Source organism: Blastococcus sp. VKM Ac-2987 (genome assembly GCF_026967805.1).
Lineage (GTDB): Bacteria > Actinomycetota > Actinomycetes > Mycobacteriales > Geodermatophilaceae > Blastococcus.
Genome location: NZ_JAPVBG010000001.1, coordinates 150,338 through 168,260, shown reverse-complemented (window position 1 = coordinate 168,260; position 17,923 = coordinate 150,338). Strand labels below are relative to the sequence as shown.

At 76.2% G+C, this 17,923-nt stretch carries 14 protein-coding genes; 13 read left to right on the top strand and 1 reads right to left on the bottom strand.

Annotated elements, in window-relative coordinates; all coding sequences use genetic code 11:
• Positions 1–3 precede the first annotated feature (3 nt).
• On the bottom strand, positions 4–987 hold the full coding sequence (locus O2W17_RS00765) for an AAA family ATPase (RefSeq protein ID WP_269190483.1): 984 nt from the start codon (positions 985–987) through the stop codon (positions 4–6).
• 225 nt (positions 988–1,212) lie between these two features.
• Between O2W17_RS00765 and mraZ the strand changes: the two genes are divergently transcribed.
• The 13 genes from mraZ (at position 1,213) to ftsZ (ending at position 17,867) form a co-directional block, all read left to right on the top strand.
• A complete protein-coding gene (mraZ, locus tag O2W17_RS00760) occupies positions 1,213–1,647 on the top strand; it encodes a division/cell wall cluster transcriptional repressor MraZ (RefSeq protein WP_014376000.1) in 435 nt (144 codons plus the stop codon).
• 425 nt (positions 1,648–2,072) lie between these two features.
• On the top strand, positions 2,073–3,050 hold the full coding sequence (gene rsmH, locus O2W17_RS00755) for a 16S rRNA (cytosine(1402)-N(4))-methyltransferase RsmH (RefSeq protein WP_269190482.1): 978 nt from the start codon (positions 2,073–2,075) through the stop codon (positions 3,048–3,050).
• Entirely contained in the window at positions 3,047–3,667 is a 621-nt protein-coding gene (locus O2W17_RS00750; RefSeq protein ID WP_269190481.1) for a hypothetical protein, read from the top strand. Before rsmH ends, O2W17_RS00750 begins: the two co-directional genes overlap by 4 nt.
• Before the next feature lie 3 nt (positions 3,668–3,670).
• Positions 3,671–5,533, top strand: a complete 1,863-nt coding sequence (locus tag O2W17_RS00745; protein WP_269190480.1) for a peptidoglycan D,D-transpeptidase FtsI family protein — start codon at positions 3,671–3,673, stop codon at positions 5,531–5,533.
• 106 nt (positions 5,534–5,639) lie between these two features.
• Positions 5,640–7,202 carry a UDP-N-acetylmuramoyl-L-alanyl-D-glutamate--2,6-diaminopimelate ligase gene (locus tag O2W17_RS00740; protein WP_269190479.1) on the top strand — a complete coding sequence of 521 codons (1,563 nt, stop codon included), beginning with the start codon at positions 5,640–5,642 and terminating at the stop codon, positions 7,200–7,202.
• Positions 7,199–8,590 (top strand): UDP-N-acetylmuramoyl-tripeptide--D-alanyl-D-alanine ligase, encoded by a 1,392-nt coding sequence (locus tag O2W17_RS00735; protein ID WP_269190478.1) that lies wholly within the window; start codon positions 7,199–7,201, stop codon positions 8,588–8,590. The genes O2W17_RS00740 and O2W17_RS00735 overlap by 4 nt, the downstream gene beginning before the upstream one ends.
• Positions 8,587–9,666, top strand: coding sequence for a phospho-N-acetylmuramoyl-pentapeptide-transferase (gene mraY, locus O2W17_RS00730; RefSeq protein ID WP_269190477.1), 1,080 nt, complete (start codon positions 8,587–8,589; stop codon positions 9,664–9,666). The genes O2W17_RS00735 and mraY overlap by 4 nt, the downstream gene beginning before the upstream one ends.
• Before the next feature lie 152 nt (positions 9,667–9,818).
• A complete protein-coding gene (gene murD, locus O2W17_RS00725) occupies positions 9,819–11,273 on the top strand; it encodes a UDP-N-acetylmuramoyl-L-alanine--D-glutamate ligase (protein WP_269190476.1) in 1,455 nt (484 codons plus the stop codon).
• 4 nt (positions 11,274–11,277) lie between these two features.
• The gene (ftsW, locus tag O2W17_RS00720; RefSeq protein WP_269190475.1) at positions 11,278–12,801 is read left to right on the top strand and encodes a putative lipid II flippase FtsW; all 1,524 of its coding nucleotides are present in this window, start codon (positions 11,278–11,280) and stop codon (positions 12,799–12,801) included.
• The gene (gene murG / locus O2W17_RS00715; RefSeq protein WP_269190474.1) at positions 12,798–13,895 is read left to right on the top strand and encodes an undecaprenyldiphospho-muramoylpentapeptide beta-N-acetylglucosaminyltransferase; all 1,098 of its coding nucleotides are present in this window, start codon (positions 12,798–12,800) and stop codon (positions 13,893–13,895) included. Before ftsW ends, murG begins: the two co-directional genes overlap by 4 nt.
• Complete coding sequence (gene murC / locus O2W17_RS00710; protein ID WP_269190473.1) at positions 13,892–15,352, top strand: UDP-N-acetylmuramate--L-alanine ligase; 1,461 nt, start codon at positions 13,892–13,894, stop codon at positions 15,350–15,352. The genes murG and murC overlap by 4 nt, the downstream gene beginning before the upstream one ends.
• Complete coding sequence (locus O2W17_RS00705; RefSeq protein ID WP_269190472.1) at positions 15,349–16,149, top strand: cell division protein FtsQ/DivIB; 801 nt, start codon at positions 15,349–15,351, stop codon at positions 16,147–16,149. Before murC ends, O2W17_RS00705 begins: the two co-directional genes overlap by 4 nt.
• Before the next feature lie 422 nt (positions 16,150–16,571).
• Positions 16,572–17,867 carry a cell division protein FtsZ gene (ftsZ, locus tag O2W17_RS00700; RefSeq protein ID WP_269190471.1) on the top strand — a complete coding sequence of 432 codons (1,296 nt, stop codon included), beginning with the start codon at positions 16,572–16,574 and terminating at the stop codon, positions 17,865–17,867.
• Positions 17,868–17,923: the final 56 nt, after the last annotated feature.

The following is a 17,923-nucleotide window of genomic DNA, read 5'->3' as shown; positions in this document are numbered from 1 at the left end:
CCGTCAGCGCCCGCGGAAGACCGGCACGGAGGCGAGCAGCGACGCGACCACCTGCTCGGCGGTGCGGCGGCCGACCGAGGCCTCGCTGCTGAGCAGCAGGCGGTGCGCCAGGACGGGCACCGCGAGCGCCTGGACGTCGTCGGGCAGCACGTGGTCGCGGCCGTCCAGCGCGGCGGCGGCGCGGGCGGCCCTCAGCAGCTGCAGCCCGGCCCGCGGTGAGGCGCCCAGGCGCAGCTCCGAGGAGCGGCGGGTGGCCTCCACCAGCGCGACGACGTACCGGCGCACCGCCTCGGAGACGTGCAGCCGGCCCACGGCGGCGACCAGGGAGCGGACCAGGGCGGCATCGGCGACGGGCCGCAGGGTGCCGAGCGGATCGGTGGTCGCGCGGTCGTCGAGCATCGCCAGCTCCGCGGCCGGGTCGGGGTAGCCCATGGACACCCGGGCGGTGAACCGGTCGCGCTGCGCCTCGGGGAGGGGGTAGGTGCCCTCCATCTCCAGCGGGTTCTGCGTGGCCATCACCATGAACGGGCGGGCCAGCTCGTAGCTGACGCCGTCGACGGTCACCTGCCGCTCCTCCATGCACTCCAGCAGCGCCGACTGCGTCTTGGGGGAGGCGCGGTTGATCTCGTCGGCGACGACGATGTTGGCGAAGATCGCCCCGGGCTTGAACTCGAACGCCCGGGTCTCCTGGTCGTAGACCGCCACGCCGGTCACGTCGCTCGGCAGCAGGTCGGGCGTGAACTGGATGCGGCGCACGCTGGCGTCGACCGACCCGGCGAGCGCCTTGGCCAGCGTGGTCTTGCCGACGCCGGGGACGTCCTCGATCAGCAGGTGCCCCTCGGCCAGCAGCACCACCAGGGCCAGCCGGACGACGCCGTCCTTGCCCTGGACGACGCGGCTCACGCTCGCCGCGATGCGTGCGCCCTCCGCGGCGACGTCGACCGACGCGTCGGCCGTCCCGTCGGCGGCCCGTGTCGCCTCCGTCACCTCCCCACCGTACGTGCCGGGCGAGACCGGGCGTGCGCCGTCGATCACGCCGCCGCCCGACCCGCTCCGGACGACGGCGGGACGCCGGTGGGGGAGGCGGGTCACGACACGGCCTCGGGTGGTGTCCAGTGGGGGCTGGTGGGTTACTGTGTCGGCCGGTGGGGAGGCAGGGTTTCGCCCGGGGACCTGCAGAGCCATGGGAGGACCGATGCGGGAGGTGATCCGGTGTTCGTCGGCAGCTACCAGTTGCGCCTCGACGAGAAGGGCCGGCTCGCCCTGCCCGTCCGGTTCCGCGACCAGGTGGCCGACGGCATGGTGATCAAGAAGGGGCAGGACCGCTGCATCTACGGGCTCACCATGGCCCGGGTCGCCGAGCAGAGCGCCGCGATGGCCGCCATGGCACCCTCCGACACCGCCGCGGCGCGCATGCGCGCCCGCATGAGCTTCGGGTCGATGGTCGAGCTGGAGCCGGACAAGACCGGCCGCATCACCCTCCCCGCGTCGCTGCGCGAGTACGCCCACCTGGACCGCGACGTCGTCGTGGTCGGGGTCGACACGCGCTTCGAGATCTGGGACTCCGCCACCTGGGACGCCTACGTGGCCGAGCAGGAGGCCGCCTTCGCCGACATGGAGAGCGAGGGGATGCCGACGTTGTCGTGATCCCGGGATGTCCCACCCGTCCCTCCCGGCCTCCGCGCCGCCCCGTTCGAGCCGCCTTCCCCGCGGCTCGACCGGATCCGGGCCCCAGCCGCCTTCCCCGCGGCTCGGTCCCACGGCGGAGGACCGCACGGACCAGCGGTGGGGGCCTCCGCCGGTGGAGGCATCCCACCGGCCCCGCGGGGCGCCACCTGACGCTCTTCCCCGACGCCAGGCGGACCCCGCGGGGCCGGCCACCACCCCGGTCCGACGTCCCGCTGCCCCACTCCGCTCCACCGGCCCCACCCCGCCCCACCGCCGGGATCGGCGTCCCACCGCCCCCCTGGGCCCCACCCGCACACGCACCCGCCGCCGCGTCCCCCCGCGGCCGAGCGCGGCGCGGCACCATCGCCGCACCGTCCCGGACCCTTCGAGAGGCAGCAGAGACGATGAGCAGCACGGAGCCGCCCCGGCCCCCCGTGCACGTGCCCGTCCTCCTCGACCGGGTCGTCGAGCTCCTCGGCCCGGCCTGCGCCGCCGACGGCGCCGTGCTGGTCGACGCCACCCTCGGCCTGGCCGGCCACACCCTCGCCATGCTCGAGGCCCACCCGGGGCTGCGCGTGGTCGGGCTCGACCGCGACCCGGACGCCCGCGCCGAGGCCACCGCCCGTATCGGGTCGGCGGGCCACGCCGGCCGCGTCACCGTCGTCCCCGCCGTCTTCGACGAGCTCCCCGAGGTGCTCGACCGCCTCGGCATCGAGGAGGTCCAGGGCGTGCTGTTCGACCTCGGCGTCTCCTCCCTCCAGCTGGACCGCCCCGACCGGGGCTTCAGCTACTCCACCGACGCCCCGCTCGACATGCGCATGGACCCCGGCGCGCCACGGACGGCCGCCGACGTCGTGAACACCTACGCGCACGGTGACCTGGCCCGGGTGCTGCGCGTCTACGGCGAGGAGCGCTTCGCCTCCCGCATCGCGTCGGCGATCGAGCGGGAGCGCACGCGCGAGCCGTTCACCGGCACCGCGCGCCTGGCGGAGCTGGTGCGCGAGTCGATCCCCGCCGCCACCCGGCGCACCGGGGGTCACCCCGCGAAGCGGACCTTCCAGGCCCTGCGCATCGAGGTCAACGACGAACTGGGTGCGCTGGAGCGCGCCCTCCCCGCCGCGATCGACGCCCTGGCCGTGGGTGGTCGCGTCGCGGTCATCACCTTCCACTCCTTGGAGGACCGGATCGTGAAGCAGACCCTCGCCGCGGGTGCCGTGGACCGCACCCCACCGGAGCTGCCGGTGCCGCTGCCCGAGCACGGGCCCACGCTGCGGCTGCTCACCCGCGGGGGAGAGGCCCCCACGTCCCAGGAGACCGCCACCAACCCGCGCGCGGCCTCGGCACGGGTGCGGGCGGCCGAGCGCATCCGGCGGGCGGCGTGACCCGCGCCGCAGCGGTGCGCGCCACCGCGCCGCGCACCACCGCCCCCCGCACCGGCTCGACACGGGCCACCGGTCCGGCCCCGCGCACGTCGCTGCACGGGACGCGCGGCACCGGCCGCGCCACCCCGCGCCCGGAGCTCCGGCTGGTGCCCACCGGCGCCGCCGTCCGGCCCCGCCGCCGCGCCCGCGGCGCGCTGCGCTCCCGCAAGGCGCCGTTCGTCCTGCTGGTGGTGGCGCTCCTCGCCCTGACCACGCTCGGGCTGCTGGTGCTGAACACCGCCATCGCGGTCGACTCGCTCAAGGCCACCGCGCTGCGGGCGGAGAACGCCGCGCGCGCGCAGGAGGTGCAGCGCCTGGAGCAGCTCGTCGTCGCCGGCAACACCCCGGCCGGCGTCGCCGCCGCCGCGGTCGCCGCCGGCCTCGTGCCCGCGGGCGTCGCCGGCTACCTGGTGCTGGGCCCCGAGGGAACGACGACGATGCGCGGCACCCCCGAGCCCGCGCCCGCCCCGCCCGTGCCGGAGCCCGCCCCGGCGTCGGCCTCCGACCCCGCGCCGGCACCGGCGCCGGACGCCGCCCCCGCCCCCGCGCCCGCCGGCAGCGCGCCGGACGGGGACTGACCCGTGCCGAGCAGCACCCGTGGAACCGGCGCCGGCCCCCGCACGGGGCGCCCGTCCGCCCCGGGCCGGGGTGACACCGGGCCCTTCGTCTCCCGCCGGGCGCCGGGCACCCGCCGCAGCGGCGGCGCCGGCCTCTCGGTGGACCAGCGCGGCCGGCGGAACCGGTGGGGCCTGGTCGTCCTGATCTCGCTGCTGGTGCTCGTCGTCGGGCGCCTGGTGGTGCTCCAGGGCATCGACGGCGGGGCGTACGCCAGCGCCGCGGAGCAGGACCGGCTGCGCAACATCACGCTGGCGGCTCTCCGCGGCCAGATCCTCGACCGCGACGGCAACCCGCTCGCCTACACCGTCGACGCCTCCCGCGTGGTGGCCGACCCGACCGTGGTCCGCGACCCGGCCCGCACGGCGCTGGCGCTGACCACGCTGCTCGACGTCCCGGTGCCCGAGCTGACCGAGAAGCTCTCCGCCGACGGCCGGTACGTCGTGCTGGCCACCCAGGTCCCGCCGGAGACCACCGACGCCATCGACGAGCTCGGGCTCTCCGGGATCTTCCTGGAGGACGACCCGGTCCGGCTGTACCCCGCGGGCTCGGTGGGCGGCCAGGTCGTCGGCTTCGTGGGGCGCGAGGGCACGGGCCTGGCCGGCATCGAGCAGACCTTCGAGGAGCAGCTGTCGGGCACGCCCGGGCAGCGCACGGTGGAGGTGGGCAGCGGTGGCCACCCGATCCCGTCCGGCATCGACGAGTCCACCCCGGCGACCGACGGCCGGGACGTCACGCTGACCGTGGACCAGGATCTCCAGTTCGTCACCGAGCAGCGGCTGGCCGAGGCGTGCGCGGACGGCGCGACCACGCGCGCCTCCGCGGTGGTGCTCGAGGTGGCCACCGGCGAGGTGGCGGCCATGGGCTCCTGCCCGGGCTACGACCCCGGGAAGTACGGCGAGACCGATCCCGACCGGCTGGGCAACCCGCTGGTGTCCGACGTCTTCGAGCCCGGGTCGGTCATGAAGGCGGTGACGCTGGCGGCCGCCGTCGAGGAGGGGGTCGCGACGCCGGACCGGGTGCTGTCGGTCAACGGCCACATCGAGGCCGGCGACCGCGTCGTGAGGGACGCCCACGACCACGCGCCGGTCGACTGGACGGTGACCGGCATCCTCGCCAAGTCCAGCAACGTCGGCACGATCATGCTGGCCCGCGAGGTGGGTGACGCGACGCTCGAGGAGTACCTGCGGGCGTTCGGCGTCGGCGAGCGGACCGGCATCGAGCTGCCCGGCGAGAGCCGGGGCATCCTGCAGGACTCGGCGGAGTGGAGCGGCGTGCGCGCCGCCAACGTGGCCATCGGGCAGGGCGTCTCGGTCACCACGCTGCAGATGGCCTCGGTGTACCAGGCGATCGCCAACGGGGGCATGCGGATCGAGCCGCGGATCGTGTCGTCGGTGACCGGCGCCGACGGCCGCCCGGCGCCCGTCGCGGAGCCGGCCCGCACCCGGGTCGTCAGCGAGTCGACCGCCGAGCAGATGGCGTACATGCTCGAGGCCGTCGTCGGCAAGGGCGGCACCGCCCCGCTCGCGCAGATCGAGGGCTTCCGGGTGGCCGGCAAGACCGGCACCGCGCAGCGGGCCAACCCAGAGTGCAACTGCTACGCCGGCGGCGGCTACGTGACCACCTTCGTCGGGTTCGCCCCGGCGGACGACCCGCAGTACGTCGTCGCCGTCGACCTGGAGCGCCCCAGCAGCGATGCGGAGGGCGGCCAGGTCGCCGCGCCGGTCTTCGCCGACGTCATGCGCGCCGCGCTGACGGCCGACGGGGTGGTGCCCTCGGGCACGCCGCGTCCCGAGTTCGAGCTGACCGGCACCCCCGCCACCCCCTGAACCGCGCCCCGGCCGGCGCCGCCCCCGCACGGGGGAGCGGTGCGACCGGCGGTGTCCCGTGCACGTGCGCTGGTCGGGCGGGTCCGCGCCGGTAGATTGGAGCCCCGTGACCCCGACCGACCCCGGGACGGCCCCCCGGCCCGCGGGGAACCGCCCGTTGCCCCTCGCCGCGCTGGCCGACCTGATCGGCGTCCCGGAGGGGGACGGCGCCGACATCGCGGTCTCCGGCGTCACGCTGGCGTCCACCGAGGTCGCCCCCGGTTCCCTCTACGCCGCGCTGCCCGGCGCCCGGACGCACGGCGCCCGCTTCGCCGCCGACGCCGCCGCCCGGGGTGCCGTGGCGCTGCTCACCGACGCCGCCGGCCGGGACCGGGCGCTGGCCACCGGGCTGCCGGTGTGCGTCGTCGCCGACCCCCGCGCCGTGCTCGGGACGGTCGCCGACCGCGTCTACGGGGAGCCCAGCCGCCGGCTCACCGTGCTGGGGATCACCGGGACCAACGGCAAGACGACGACGAGCTACCTGGTCGAGGCCGGGCTGGCCGCCGCCGGGCGGTCCAGCGGGCTGATCGGCACCGTGCAGGCCCGCACCCGCGGGCGTTCCGCCGACGGCAGCCCGACGGTGACCGAGCTGCCCAGCATCCGCACCACCCCGGAGGCGCCGGCGCTGCACGCGCTGCTGGCAGGCATGGCCGACGCGGGCGTCTCCACCGTGGTCATGGAGGTCTCCAGCCACGCGCTGGTCCAGGGACGGGTCGGTGGCGTGCGGTTCGCCGCCGCCGGCTTCACCAACCTCGGCCGCGACCACCTCGACTTCCACCACGACATGGAGGACTACTTCCAGGCCAAGGCGCTGCTGTTCGACGGCCGCGCCGCGGTGGAGGTGGTCGACGTCGACGACCCGTACGGCCGCCGGCTGGTGTCGCGCGCCGGCCGGCCGCGCCCGGTGACCGTCGCCAGCAGCGAGGGCGCAGCTGCCGATTGGAGCGCGTCCGGCGTCACGACGGCGCCCGGCGGCGGCTCGGCGTTCACCCTGCACGGGCCCGGCGGGCGCACCTGGCCGGCCCGGCTGCGCCTGCCCGGCCGGTTCAACGTGGCCAACGCGGTGCTCGCCGTGGCGCTGCTGGACGGCATCGGCGTCGCCGTCGAGGACGCGCTGGCGGGTCTCGCCGCGACCGTCGTCCCCGGGCGCATGGAGCCGGTCGACGCCGGCCAGCCCTTCGTCGCCGTCGTCGACTACGCGCACACCCCGGACGCCGTGCGCACCGCGCTGGCGGCCCTGCGCGGGGCCACCCCCGGGCGGCTGATCACCGTGCTGGGTTGCGGCGGCGACCGCGACCCCGGCAAGCGCCCCGAGATGGGCCGCGCAGCGGCGGAGGGCAGCGACGTCCTGGTGGTCACCGACGACAACCCCCGCTCCGAGGAGCCCGCCGCCATCCGCGCCGCGGTGCTCGCCGGTGCGGCGGAGGTGCCCGCCGGCCGGGGCGCCGAGGTGCTGGAGGTGGGGGACCGGCGGGCCGCCCTGGCCGCGGCCGTGGAGCTGGCCCGGCCGGGCGACACGCTGCTGGTCGCGGGCAAGGGCCACGAGACGGGGCAGGAGATCGCGGGCACGGTGCACCCCTTCGACGACCGCACGGCGCTGCGCGAGGTCCTGAGCGGAGGAACGTCGTGATCGAGCTGTCCCTGACCGAGGTGGCCGAGCTGGCCGGTGGCCGGCTGGAGGGCGCGCCGGACGGCGCCGTCACCGGCACGGTCACGCTGGACTCGCGCGCGGTCGCGGCCGGCGACCTGTTCGTCGCCGTGGCGGGGGAGCGGGCCGACGGCCACGACTTCCTGCCCGCGGCCGCGGCGGCGGGTGCGGTGGCCGCGCTGGCCGCGCGACCCGACCCGGCGCTGCCGTGCGTCGTGGTCGACGACCCGGTGGCCGCGCTGGGCCGGCTGGCGGCCGGGGTCCACGAGCGGCTGACCGCCGCGGGCGTGCGCACCCTCGCCATCACCGGCTCGTCGGGCAAGACCTCCACCAAGGACCTGCTCGGGCAGGTGCTCGCGGCGGCCGGGCCCACGGTCAGCCCGCCGGGCTCCTACAACAACGACATCGGCCTGCCGCTCACGGTGCTCTCGGCCGACCGGGACACCCGGTTCCTCGTGCTCGAGATGGGCTCGCGCGGCCCCGGGCACATCGCCCGCCTGTGCCGCGTGGCCCGGCCGCAGGTCGGCGTCGTGCTCAACGTGGGCTCGGCCCACCTCGGCGAGTTCGGCAGCCCGGAGGGGATCGCCCAGGCCAAGGGCGAGCTCGTCGAGGCGCTGCCCGCCGACGGCACCGCCGTGCTCAACGCCGACGACCTGCGGGTCCTCGGCATGGCCCCCCGCACGCGGGCGCGGGTGCGCACCACCGGACGCTCCGCGGCGGCCGACGTCCGCGCGGTCGACGTGGAGCTGGACGACTCGGCCCGCCCGCGGTTCACCCTGGTGGCCGACGGGGAGCGCGCCCCGGTGGCGCTGCGCGTGGTCGGGGAGCACCAGGTCGCCAACGCGCTGTCGGCGGCGGGTGCGGCGCTGGCGGCCGGTCTCCGCCTCCCCGACGTCGCCGCGGCGCTGTCGGCCGCGGAGCCCCGCAGCCGCTGGCGCATGGAGGTCGACCGGCGCGCCGACGGCGTCACCGTCGTCAACGACGCCTACAACGCCAACCCCGAGTCGATGCGCGCCGCGCTGGCGGCGCTGGCCGGGCTGCCGGGCGAGCGGCGCATCGCCGTCCTGGGCGGCATGGCCGAGCTGGGCCCGGACGCCGCGGCCGAGCACGAGCGGCTGGGCCGCGACGCGGCCGCGGCGGGGGTCGACCTGGTCGTGGCGGTCGGGGCCGATGCGGTAGGCATAGCGGAGGGCGCGGCCGCCGGAGGGCGGCGCGCAGGAGAGGAGTCGGTGCACGTGCCGGACCGGGGCGCCGCCCTTGCATGGCTGACGGGGGTGCTGCGCCCCGGGGACGTCGTCCTGGTGAAGGCCAGCCGCTCCTACGGCCTGGAGCTCCTCGCGGCCGACCTGCTGGGCGGTGCCGGGCAGTGAGGAGCGTCCTCATCGCGGCGGCCGTCGGCCTGATCGTCTCGATCCTGCTGACGCCGCTGGCCATCCGGGCCTTCCGCCGGCAGGGGCTGGGCCAGGAGATCCGCGACGACGGCCCCGAGAGCCACCTGTCGAAGAAGGGCACGCCCACGATGGGCGGCACCGTCATCGTGGGCGCCACCGTGCTGGGCTACCTCGCCGCCCACCTGGCGTTCGTCGGTGAGTCCGGCTGGGGGTTCAGCGCCACCGGTTTGCTGCTGCTGTTCCTGATGGTCGGCATGGGCACCGTCGGCTTCCTCGACGACTACCTGAAGATCCGGCACCGGCGCAGCCTGGGGCTGAACAAGACGGCCAAGCTGGTGGGCCAGCTCGTCGTCGGCGTCACCTTCGCCGTCCTGGCGATCAACTTCCCGAACGGCGACGACGTCACCCCGGCGTCCACCGTCGTCTCCTACGTCCGCGACATCGCGCCGCTGGCCCTCGGTCCGATCGCGTTCGTGATCCTGGCCTACCTGTTCATCGCCGGCTTCTCCAACGCCGTCAACCTCACCGACGGGCTGGACGGGCTCGCCGCCGGCGCCTCGGCGATGGTGTTCGCGTCCTACATATTCATCTCCTTCTGGCAGTTCACCCACGACTGCGCCAACGAGCTGATCGAGGGCTGCTACACGGTGCGCGACCCGCTGGACGTCACGCTGGTGGCCGCCGCCGGCATGGGCGCCTGCCTGGGTTTCCTGTGGTGGAACACCAGCCCGGCGCGGATCTTCATGGGCGACACCGGCTCGCTGGCCCTGGGCGGGCTGCTCTCCGGCCTGGCGATCGTCACCCGCACCGAGCTGCTGCTCGTCGTCCTCGGCGGGCTGTTCGTCGCGGTGACGCTGTCGGTGGTCATCCAGGTGGCGTTCTTCCGGGCCACCCGGCGGCGGGTCTTCCGCATGGCGCCGCTGCACCACCACTTCGAGCTCGCCGGCTGGACCGAGAACACCGTGATCGTGCGGTTCTGGCTGGTCACCGGCATGGCGGTCGCGTTCGGTCTCGGGCTGTTCTACGCCGACTGGCTGAACTTCGTGGGCCTGTGAGCGGACAGGAGCGTGAGCATCGCAGCGAGGCGGCCGACGACAGGGAGCGAGCATCGCAGCGAGGAACGAGCGAGGAGCGGAGTGACCGCGGAGTCGGCCGGGACGTCGGAGCGAGGAGCGGAGCGCGCCGCGGGAGTGAACCGGGGAACGCTGTGAGCGGACCGGAGGACGTCGTGAGCGCGGCCGGGGCCGCGGTCGCCGGCCGCACCGTCCTGGTCGCCGGGCTGGGCGTCTCGGGCGCCGCCGCCGCGCGGGTGCTGCTGGACGCCGGGGCCCGCGTGCTGCTCACCGACGCCGCCCGCCCCCCGGCCGTCGACGACCTGACCGGCCGGGGCGCCGAGTGGCTGGGCGCGCCGGCGACCCTGCCCGAGGGCGTCGACCTGGTGGTCACCTCGCCCGGCTGGCGGCCCGACGCACCGCTGCTGGCCGGCGCCGCGGCCGCCGGGATAGAGGTCATCGGCGAGCCCGAGCTGGCGTGGCGGCTGCGCATCCCGGGCCCGGACGGCACGCCGGCGCCCTGGCTGGCCGTCACCGGCACGAACGGCAAGACGACGACGGTCACCATGCTCGAGGCGATCCTCACCGCCGCCGGGCACCGCGCGGTGGCGGCCGGGAACGTGGGCCGGCCCCTCGTGGAGGTGGTCACCGCCCGCGACGCCGACGGCGCCCCGGCCCACGACGTGATCGCGGTGGAGCTCTCCAGCTTCCAGCTGCACTGGTCCTCGTCGCTGGCCCCGGCCGCCGCCGCGGTGCTCAACGTCGCCGACGACCACACCGACTGGCACGGCTCCTTCGCCGCCTACCGGGACGCGAAGGCCCGCATCCTCGAGCGGGCGCCGTTCGCCGTCGCCGACGCCGGTGACCCCGTCGCGTCGGCGCTCGTCGCCGGCCACCCCCGTCCGGTGACCGTGACCGTGGGCGAGCCCGCGCCCGGGCAGCTGGGCGTCCGGGGCGGCGCGCTGGTGGACCGCGCCTTCGCCGCCGATCCGGCCGGGGAGCCGATCATGGACCGCGCGGAGCTGCCGGTCCCCGGGCCGCACAACACCGTCAACGCGCTGGCCGCGGCCGCGCTCGCCCGGGCGGTCGGCGTCCCGGCGGCGGCGGTCGCCCGCGGGCTGGCCGGCTTCCGCGGCGGTGCCCACCGCAACGTCCTCGTCGCCACGATCGACGGGGTGGACTACGTCGACGACAGCAAGGCGACCAACCCGCACGCCGCCGGCGCCTCGCTCGCGTCCTACCCGCGGGTCGTCTGGATCGCCGGTGGCCTGCTCAAGGGCGCCGACGTCGATCCGCTCGTCGCCGCCGTCGCCCCCCGGCTGTCCGGGGTCGTGCTGCTCGGCCGGGACCGCGCCGTGGTGGCGCAGTCCCTGGCGCGACACGCCCCGTCGGTCCCTGTGGTGGAGGTGGCCAGCGGGAACGATGGGGCGGTGGACCACGAGCGGACCGGCGCCGAGACGACGATGGCCCGCGTGGTCGCCGCCGCGGCGCGCCTGGCCCGACCCGGCGACACGGTGCTGCTGGCACCGGCCGCGGCGTCCATGGACGTCTTCCGGGACTACGGGCACCGCGGGCAGGCCTTCGCCGACGCGGTGCGGACGCTGGGGTGACGCGATGACCACCACCACCGACCGACCTCTCCGCGAGGCCCGTCGCGACCGGGTCCGGGTGCCCTCCGCCCGGACCCCGGCCCGCCGCTGGCCCGCGCCGGCGTGGCTGGACGGCCCCATGACCAGCTGCCACCTGGTGCTGGGTGCCGCCGGGCTGCTCCTGCTCATCGGTCTGGTCATGGTGTTCTCCGCCTCGTCCATCGAGGCGGCGCTGGCCGACGAGCCGGCGTGGGCGCCGGGCGTGAAGCAGCTGGCGCTGGCCTGCATCGGGCTGGGTGCCATGGTCGTCGCCATGCGGCTCCCGGTGGGGCTGGTGCGCCGCTGGTCGCCGCTCGCGCTGATCGTGGTCGTCGTCCTGCTGATCCTGGTGCTGATCCCCGGGATCGGTCAGGAGCGCAACGGTGCCCGGCAGTGGATCTCGCTGGGCGTCACCGACTTCCAGCCCTCGGAGCTGGGCAAGCTGGTGTTCGCGCTGTGGGGCGCCCACGTGCTCGCCCTGCGCGAGCGGTACCTGACCACGACGTCGCTGCTCGTGCCGGTGCTGCCGGTGTTCGGCGTCCTGTCGCTGCTGCTCATCGCCGAGCCCGACTTCGGCGGTGTGGTCAGCCTGGGCCTGGTGCTGGTGGGCCTGCTCTGGGCCGGGGGCATGCCGATGCGCTGGTTCGCCGCCTTCGCCGCGGTGGCCGCGGTGGCGATCGTGGTCATGGTGCAGGCCGCGCCGTACCGCATGGCGCGGATCACCGCGTTCCTCGACCCGTTCGCCGACCCGACGAACACCGGCTTCCAGGCGATCCGCGGCATGTACGCGCTGGCCACCGGGGGGCTGTGGGGCGTGGGCCTGGGCAACAGCGCGATGAAGTGGAACATCCTCCCCGAGGCCGAGTCCGACTACATCTTCGCGATCATCGGCGAGGAGCTCGGTTTCCTCGGCTGCCTGGTCGTCGTCACCCTCTACGGGGTGCTGGCCTACGCCGGTTTCCGCATCGCCCGCCGCTCGGCCGACCGCTTCGTCCAGCTCGCCAGCGTCGCCATCACGGTGTGGCTGATCGGCCAGGCGACCATGAACATGGGGTACGTGGTGGGCCTGCTGCCGGTGACCGGCGTGACCCTCCCGCTGATCTCGGCGGGCGGCACCTCGCTGATCCTCACTCTCTTCATCGTCGGCCTGCTGGCCCGTTTCGCCCGCTCCGAGCCGGCGGCGGTCGAGCACCTGCGCACGGCCGAGCGCGGCCGGCTGGCCCGGTTGCTCATGCCGGCGCCGACCACCGCCGTCGACCAGGTCCGTCCCCGCCGGGTCCCCGCGGCCGCCGCCGAGCGCCCCGTCGTCGGCAGCGCCCGCACCCTGCTGCACGCCCGGGCCGCCGAGCCCCGCCGCTCCCCGGCCCGCACCGAGGCCCCGGCGAGGGGCGCCAGTGCAGCGCGTCCCCGGGCCGCGACCCGCGGCGGCGCGCCCCTGCGCACCCCGTCCGGTGCCGCGCCGCGGCAGCGTCCCGTCGCCCCGCGCGGCCGGCCCGGGGGTGACCGGTGAGCGCCGTGCGCTCGGTGGTCCTCGCCGGCGGCGGCACCGGCGGGCACATCGAGCCGATGCTCGCCCTCGCCGACGCGCTCCACCGGCGCGACGGCGGCCTGCGCCTCACCTGCCTGGGCACCGCGCGGGGGATGGAGACCCGCCTGGTCCCCGCCCGCGGCTACGACCTGCGGCTCATCCCGCCGGTCCCGCTGCCGCGCAGGCCCACCCCCGACCTGCTGCGCGTGCCCGGCCGGGTGCGCCGGTCGGTCGCCGAGACCCGGGCGGTCCTCGACGAGGTGGCCGCCGACGTGGTGGTCGGCTTCGGCGGCTACGTGGCGCTGCCGGCCTACCTCGCCGCCCGCCGCGCCGGCGTACCGGTGGTCGTGCACGAGCAGAACGCCCTGCCGGGGCTGGCCAACCGCATCGGGGCGCGGCTCGCCGCCCGCGTCACGGTCACCGTGCCGGGCACACCGCTGCACCGCGGCGAGCACGTCGGCATGCCCCTGCGCCGGGCGATCTCCTCGCTCGACCGGGTCGCCCGGCGGGCCGAGGCACGGGCCGCGTTCGGCCTGGACGCCGACCGCCCGACGCTGCTGGTGTTCGGCGGGTCGCAGGGGGCGACGTCGCTCAACCTCGCCGCCGTCGCCGCGGCCGACGCCCTCACCGCCGCAGGGGTGCAGGTGCTGCACGCCCGGGGGCCGAAGAACACCGGCGTGGTGGTGCCCGAGCGGCCGGCCGGCAGCGCGCCCTACGTCGTCGTCGACTACCTGGACCGCATGGACCTCGCCTACGCCGCGGCCGACCTCGCGCTGTGCCGCTCCGGTGCGGTCACGGTCGCCGAGCTCTCCGCCGTCGGCCTGCCCGCGGCGTTCGTGCCGCTGCCGATCGGCAACGGCGAGCAGCGGCGCAACGCGCTGCCGGTCATCCAGGCCGGCGGTGGGCTGCTGGTCGAGGACGCCGACCTGGACCCGGCCTGGATCACCGGCACCCTCGTCCCGCTGCTCACCGACCCCGCCGCGCTGGCCGGGCTGGCCGCGCACGCCGCCGCGGCCGGGGTCCCGGACGCCGACGAGCGGCTGGCCGACATCGTCTGCGAGGTGGCAGGGCAGTGAGCGCCGACGACGTGGCGGCCTGGACCGGCCCGGTGCCGTCCCTGCCCGAGCTGGGTGCGGTGCACTTCATCGGCATCGGCGGCGCCGGCATGAGCGGCATCGCCCGGATCCTCGCCGCCCGGGGCGTCCGCGTGTCCGGCACCGACCGGCGGGACAGCCCGACGCTGCTGGCGCTGCGGGCCCTCGGCGCTCGCGTGGAGCTGGGCCACGACGGCGCGCACCTGGGCGATGCCGACACCGTCGTCGTCTCGACGGCGATCCGGGCGGACAACCCGGAGCTGGTCGCCGCCCGCGACCGCGGGCTGCGGGTGCTGCCCCGCGCGGTGGCCCTGGCCGCCGTGATGGCGGGGCGGCGCAGCGTCGCCGTCGCCGGCACCCACGGCAAGACCTCGACCACCTCGATGCTCACCGTCGCCGTCCAGGCCTGCGGGGTCGACGCCTCCTTCGCCATCGGCGGCAACCTCAACGAGTCCGGCAGCAACGCGCATGCGGGGGAGGGCGACGTCTTCGTCGCCGAGGCCGACGAGAGCGACCGGTCCTTCCTGCTGCTCGCGCCCTTCGCCGGGATCGTCACCAACGTCGAGGCCGACCACCTGGACAACTACGGCGACCTCGCGGCCGTCGAGCACGCCTTCGACCGGTTCCTGCAGACCGTGCACCCCGACGGCTTCGTGGTGCTGTGCGCCGATGACCCGGGCGCGGCCCGGCTGCGGACCGTCCCGGGCCCGGCGCGGGTGCGCACCTACGGCACCGCGGCCGATGCCGATCTCCGCCTGGCCGACCTGGTCGTCGGCCAGGAGCGCACCAGCTACACCGCGCTCCTGGACGGTGCCGAGCTGGGCCGGGTGGAGATCCAGCTGCCGGGGGAGCACATGGCCCGCAACAGCGCCGCGGCGCTGCTCGCCGGCCTCGAGCTCGGGCTGCCCGCAGCCGGGCTGATCGACGGGCTCGGGCGCTTCGGGGGCGTGCACCGGCGCTTCGAGCTCAAGGGCGTCGCCGGGGGCGTGCGGGTCTACGACGACTACGCCCACCACCCGACCGAGGTCGAGGCGCAGCTGCGCGCCGCGCGCGCCGTCGCGGGGGAGGGGCGGCTGGTCGTCGCCTTCCAGCCGCACCTGTACAGCCGCACGCGGGAGTTCGCCGACGGGTTCGGTGCCGCGCTCGGCCTGGCCGACGAGGTCGTGGTCATGGACGTCTACGGCGCCCGGGAGGACCCGGTCCCCGGGGTCACCGGTGCGATGGTGGCCGACGCCGTGCCGCTGCCGGCCGATCAGGTGCTCTTCGAGCCGTCGTGGTCGGCGGCCGGCCCGGCGCTCGCCGCCCGGGCCCGCCCCGGCGACCTGGTCATGACCATGGGCGCCGGCGACGTGTCCATGGTCGGGCCGGAGGTGCTCGACGCGCTGCGCGCCGCGGAGGGGCCGGCCGGGAAGGACGACGCGCCGGACGCCGGCCGGTGAACCGGACCGGCAGCACCACGCGTGACCGCACGCGGCGTGGGCGCCGGACGGCGGCCCGCCGCGGCGCCCGCGTCACCCCGCTGCCCGACCGGCGGCCGGTCCGCCGCCGGTCCCGGCGCCGGCGGCTGATCCAGGTCGCCGTCGCGCTCACCGTCGCGGCGGTGGCCGGCTGGCTGCTGTGGCTGGCTCCGGTGCTGGCGGTCCGCGCGGTGCAGGTGGACGGGGCGACGACGCTGTCGGCCGAGCAGGTGCGGGACGCCGCGCAGGTCCCCGGGGGCGTGCCGCTGCTGCGCATCGACCTCGGCGCGGTCGAGGACCGGGTCGCCCGGCTGCCGCAGGTCCGCGACGTGCAGGCCGCGCGCGGCTGGCCCGACCGGATCGTGGTGACCGTGGCCGAGCGGGTGCCGGTGGTCGTGGTCGGCGGGCCGGGCCGGCGGTCGCTGGTCGACGCCGAGGGCGTGCTCTTCGACACCGTCACCGGTGCCCTGCCGCCGGGGGTGGTGCCCCTCGTGGTGGACGACCCGGAGCAGGGGGACCCCGAGCTCGTGGCCGGGATCGAGGCGATCCGCGCCCTCCCCGCGGAGGTGCGGGACGAGGTCGCCGAGGTCGCCGTCCCCGGCGTCGAGGACATCGGCCTGACCATGACCGACGGCACGGTCGTGACCTGGGGGGATGCCGCCGACTCCGGCACCAAGGCCCAGGTGCTCGTCGCGCTGCTCGACCGGATCGCCGCCGGCGACCTCGAGCCGGCCGCCGAGATCGACGTGAGCGCACCCGACGCGGTCGTCCTGCGCTAGCCGCCGTGCGGCCGGCGTCGTCCGGTCCGACTGCCGACTGCCGCGAGCGCGGTCCGTCGACGCCGGCGGTCGCAGACGGTCGCCGCGCGGCTGCGCACCGGCGGCAGCCGGCAGCCGAGCCGACACGCCGGGCGGTGCGACACGCCCGACACGCACATTGCTCACGGATCTTTTCTCGTCGCGTGCGGCGCCCGTCCCTGGATCACGGGATGAGACATTTCCGAGGCGAGTCGTCACACCTCGTGGTGCATATGTGACCAGTGTGTCCTCAGCGTCTGGTGCGATCCCCGCCCACCGACACGCCGACCCGGGGAGGGTGCTTGTAGCGCCTCTCCGGGCGCACCTAACTTCATCCACGTCGACCGAGTTGACATAACTGTAAGGCTGAACTTGAGGATGAGGGTCCAGTTGGGGAGCGCCGCATGACACCTCCGCACAACTATCTAGCGGTCATCAAGGTCGTCGGCATCGGCGGCGGCGGGGTGAACGCGGTCAACCGCATGATCGAAGTCGGCCTCAAGGGGGTCGAGTTCATCGCGATCAACACCGATGCCCAGGCGCTGCTGATGAGCGACGCCGACGTCAAGCTCGACGTCGGCCGCGAGCTCACCCGTGGGCTCGGGGCCGGTGCGCAGCCCGACGTCGGCCGGCAGGCCGCCGAGGACCACCGCGAGGAGATCGAAGAGGTGCTCAAGGGCGCCGACATGGTCTTCGTGACCGCGGGCGAGGGCGGTGGCACCGGCACCGGTGGCGCCCCCGTCGTCGCCTCGATCGCGCGGAAGCTCGGTGCGCTGACCATCGGCGTCGTCACCCGCCCGTTCTCCTTCGAGGGGAAGCGGCGCGCGGTGCAGGCGGAGTCGGGCATCGAGGAGCTGCGCAACGAGTGCGACACGCTCATCGTCATCCCGAACGACCGGCTGCTGCAGCTGGGCGACCGGAACGTCAGCGTCATGGACGCCTTCCGCACCGCCGACCAGGTGCTGCTCTCCGGTGTCCAGGGCATCACCGACCTGATCACCACCCCGGGTCTGATCAACCTCGACTTCGCCGACGTCAAGTCGGTCATGTCCGGGGCCGGGTCGGCGCTGATGGGCATCGGCAGCGCGCGCGGTGACAACCGCGCGCTGCTGGCCGCCGAGCAGGCCATCGCCTCACCCCTGCTCGAGGCCTCGATGGAGGGCGCGCACGGCGTGCTGCTGTCGATCTCGGGCGGGTCGGACCTCGGCCTGTTCGAGATCAACGAGGCCGCCTCGCTGGTCTCCGACGCCGCGCACGCCGACGCGAACATCATCTTCGGTGCGGTGATCGACGACGCCCTCGGCGACGAGGTGCGGGTGACGGTCATCGCCGCCGGGTTCGACGGCGGCCGGCCGAGCTCGCGCAAGGAGGCCTCGGCGGCGACGCCGGGTGCGGTCTCCGGCGGGCTGTCCACCGGCAACGCGTCGCCGTTCGCGTCGCACCGCCGTCCGGTCGCCGCCCCACCGGTCGCCGCGGCTCCGCCCGCTCCGGCTCCGGCTCCGGCCCCGGCCGCGCCGCAGGCGACGGGGGAGCGGCTGGCGCAGCCGGCGCCCAGCGCGTCGGCCGGCCGGCCGGCCGGGGGCGGGCTGACCGTCCCCCCGCTGCCGCCCATCCCGGGTCCGGTGGCGAACGGTCGCCGTCCGCTGTCCAACGAGGACTTCGAGGAGGAGCTGGACATCCCGGAGTTCCTCAAGGGCTGAGCGGGCCGCCCCTAGGGTCTCCTCCTCCCACCCGGCACGGCCGGGGCGGGGGCTCG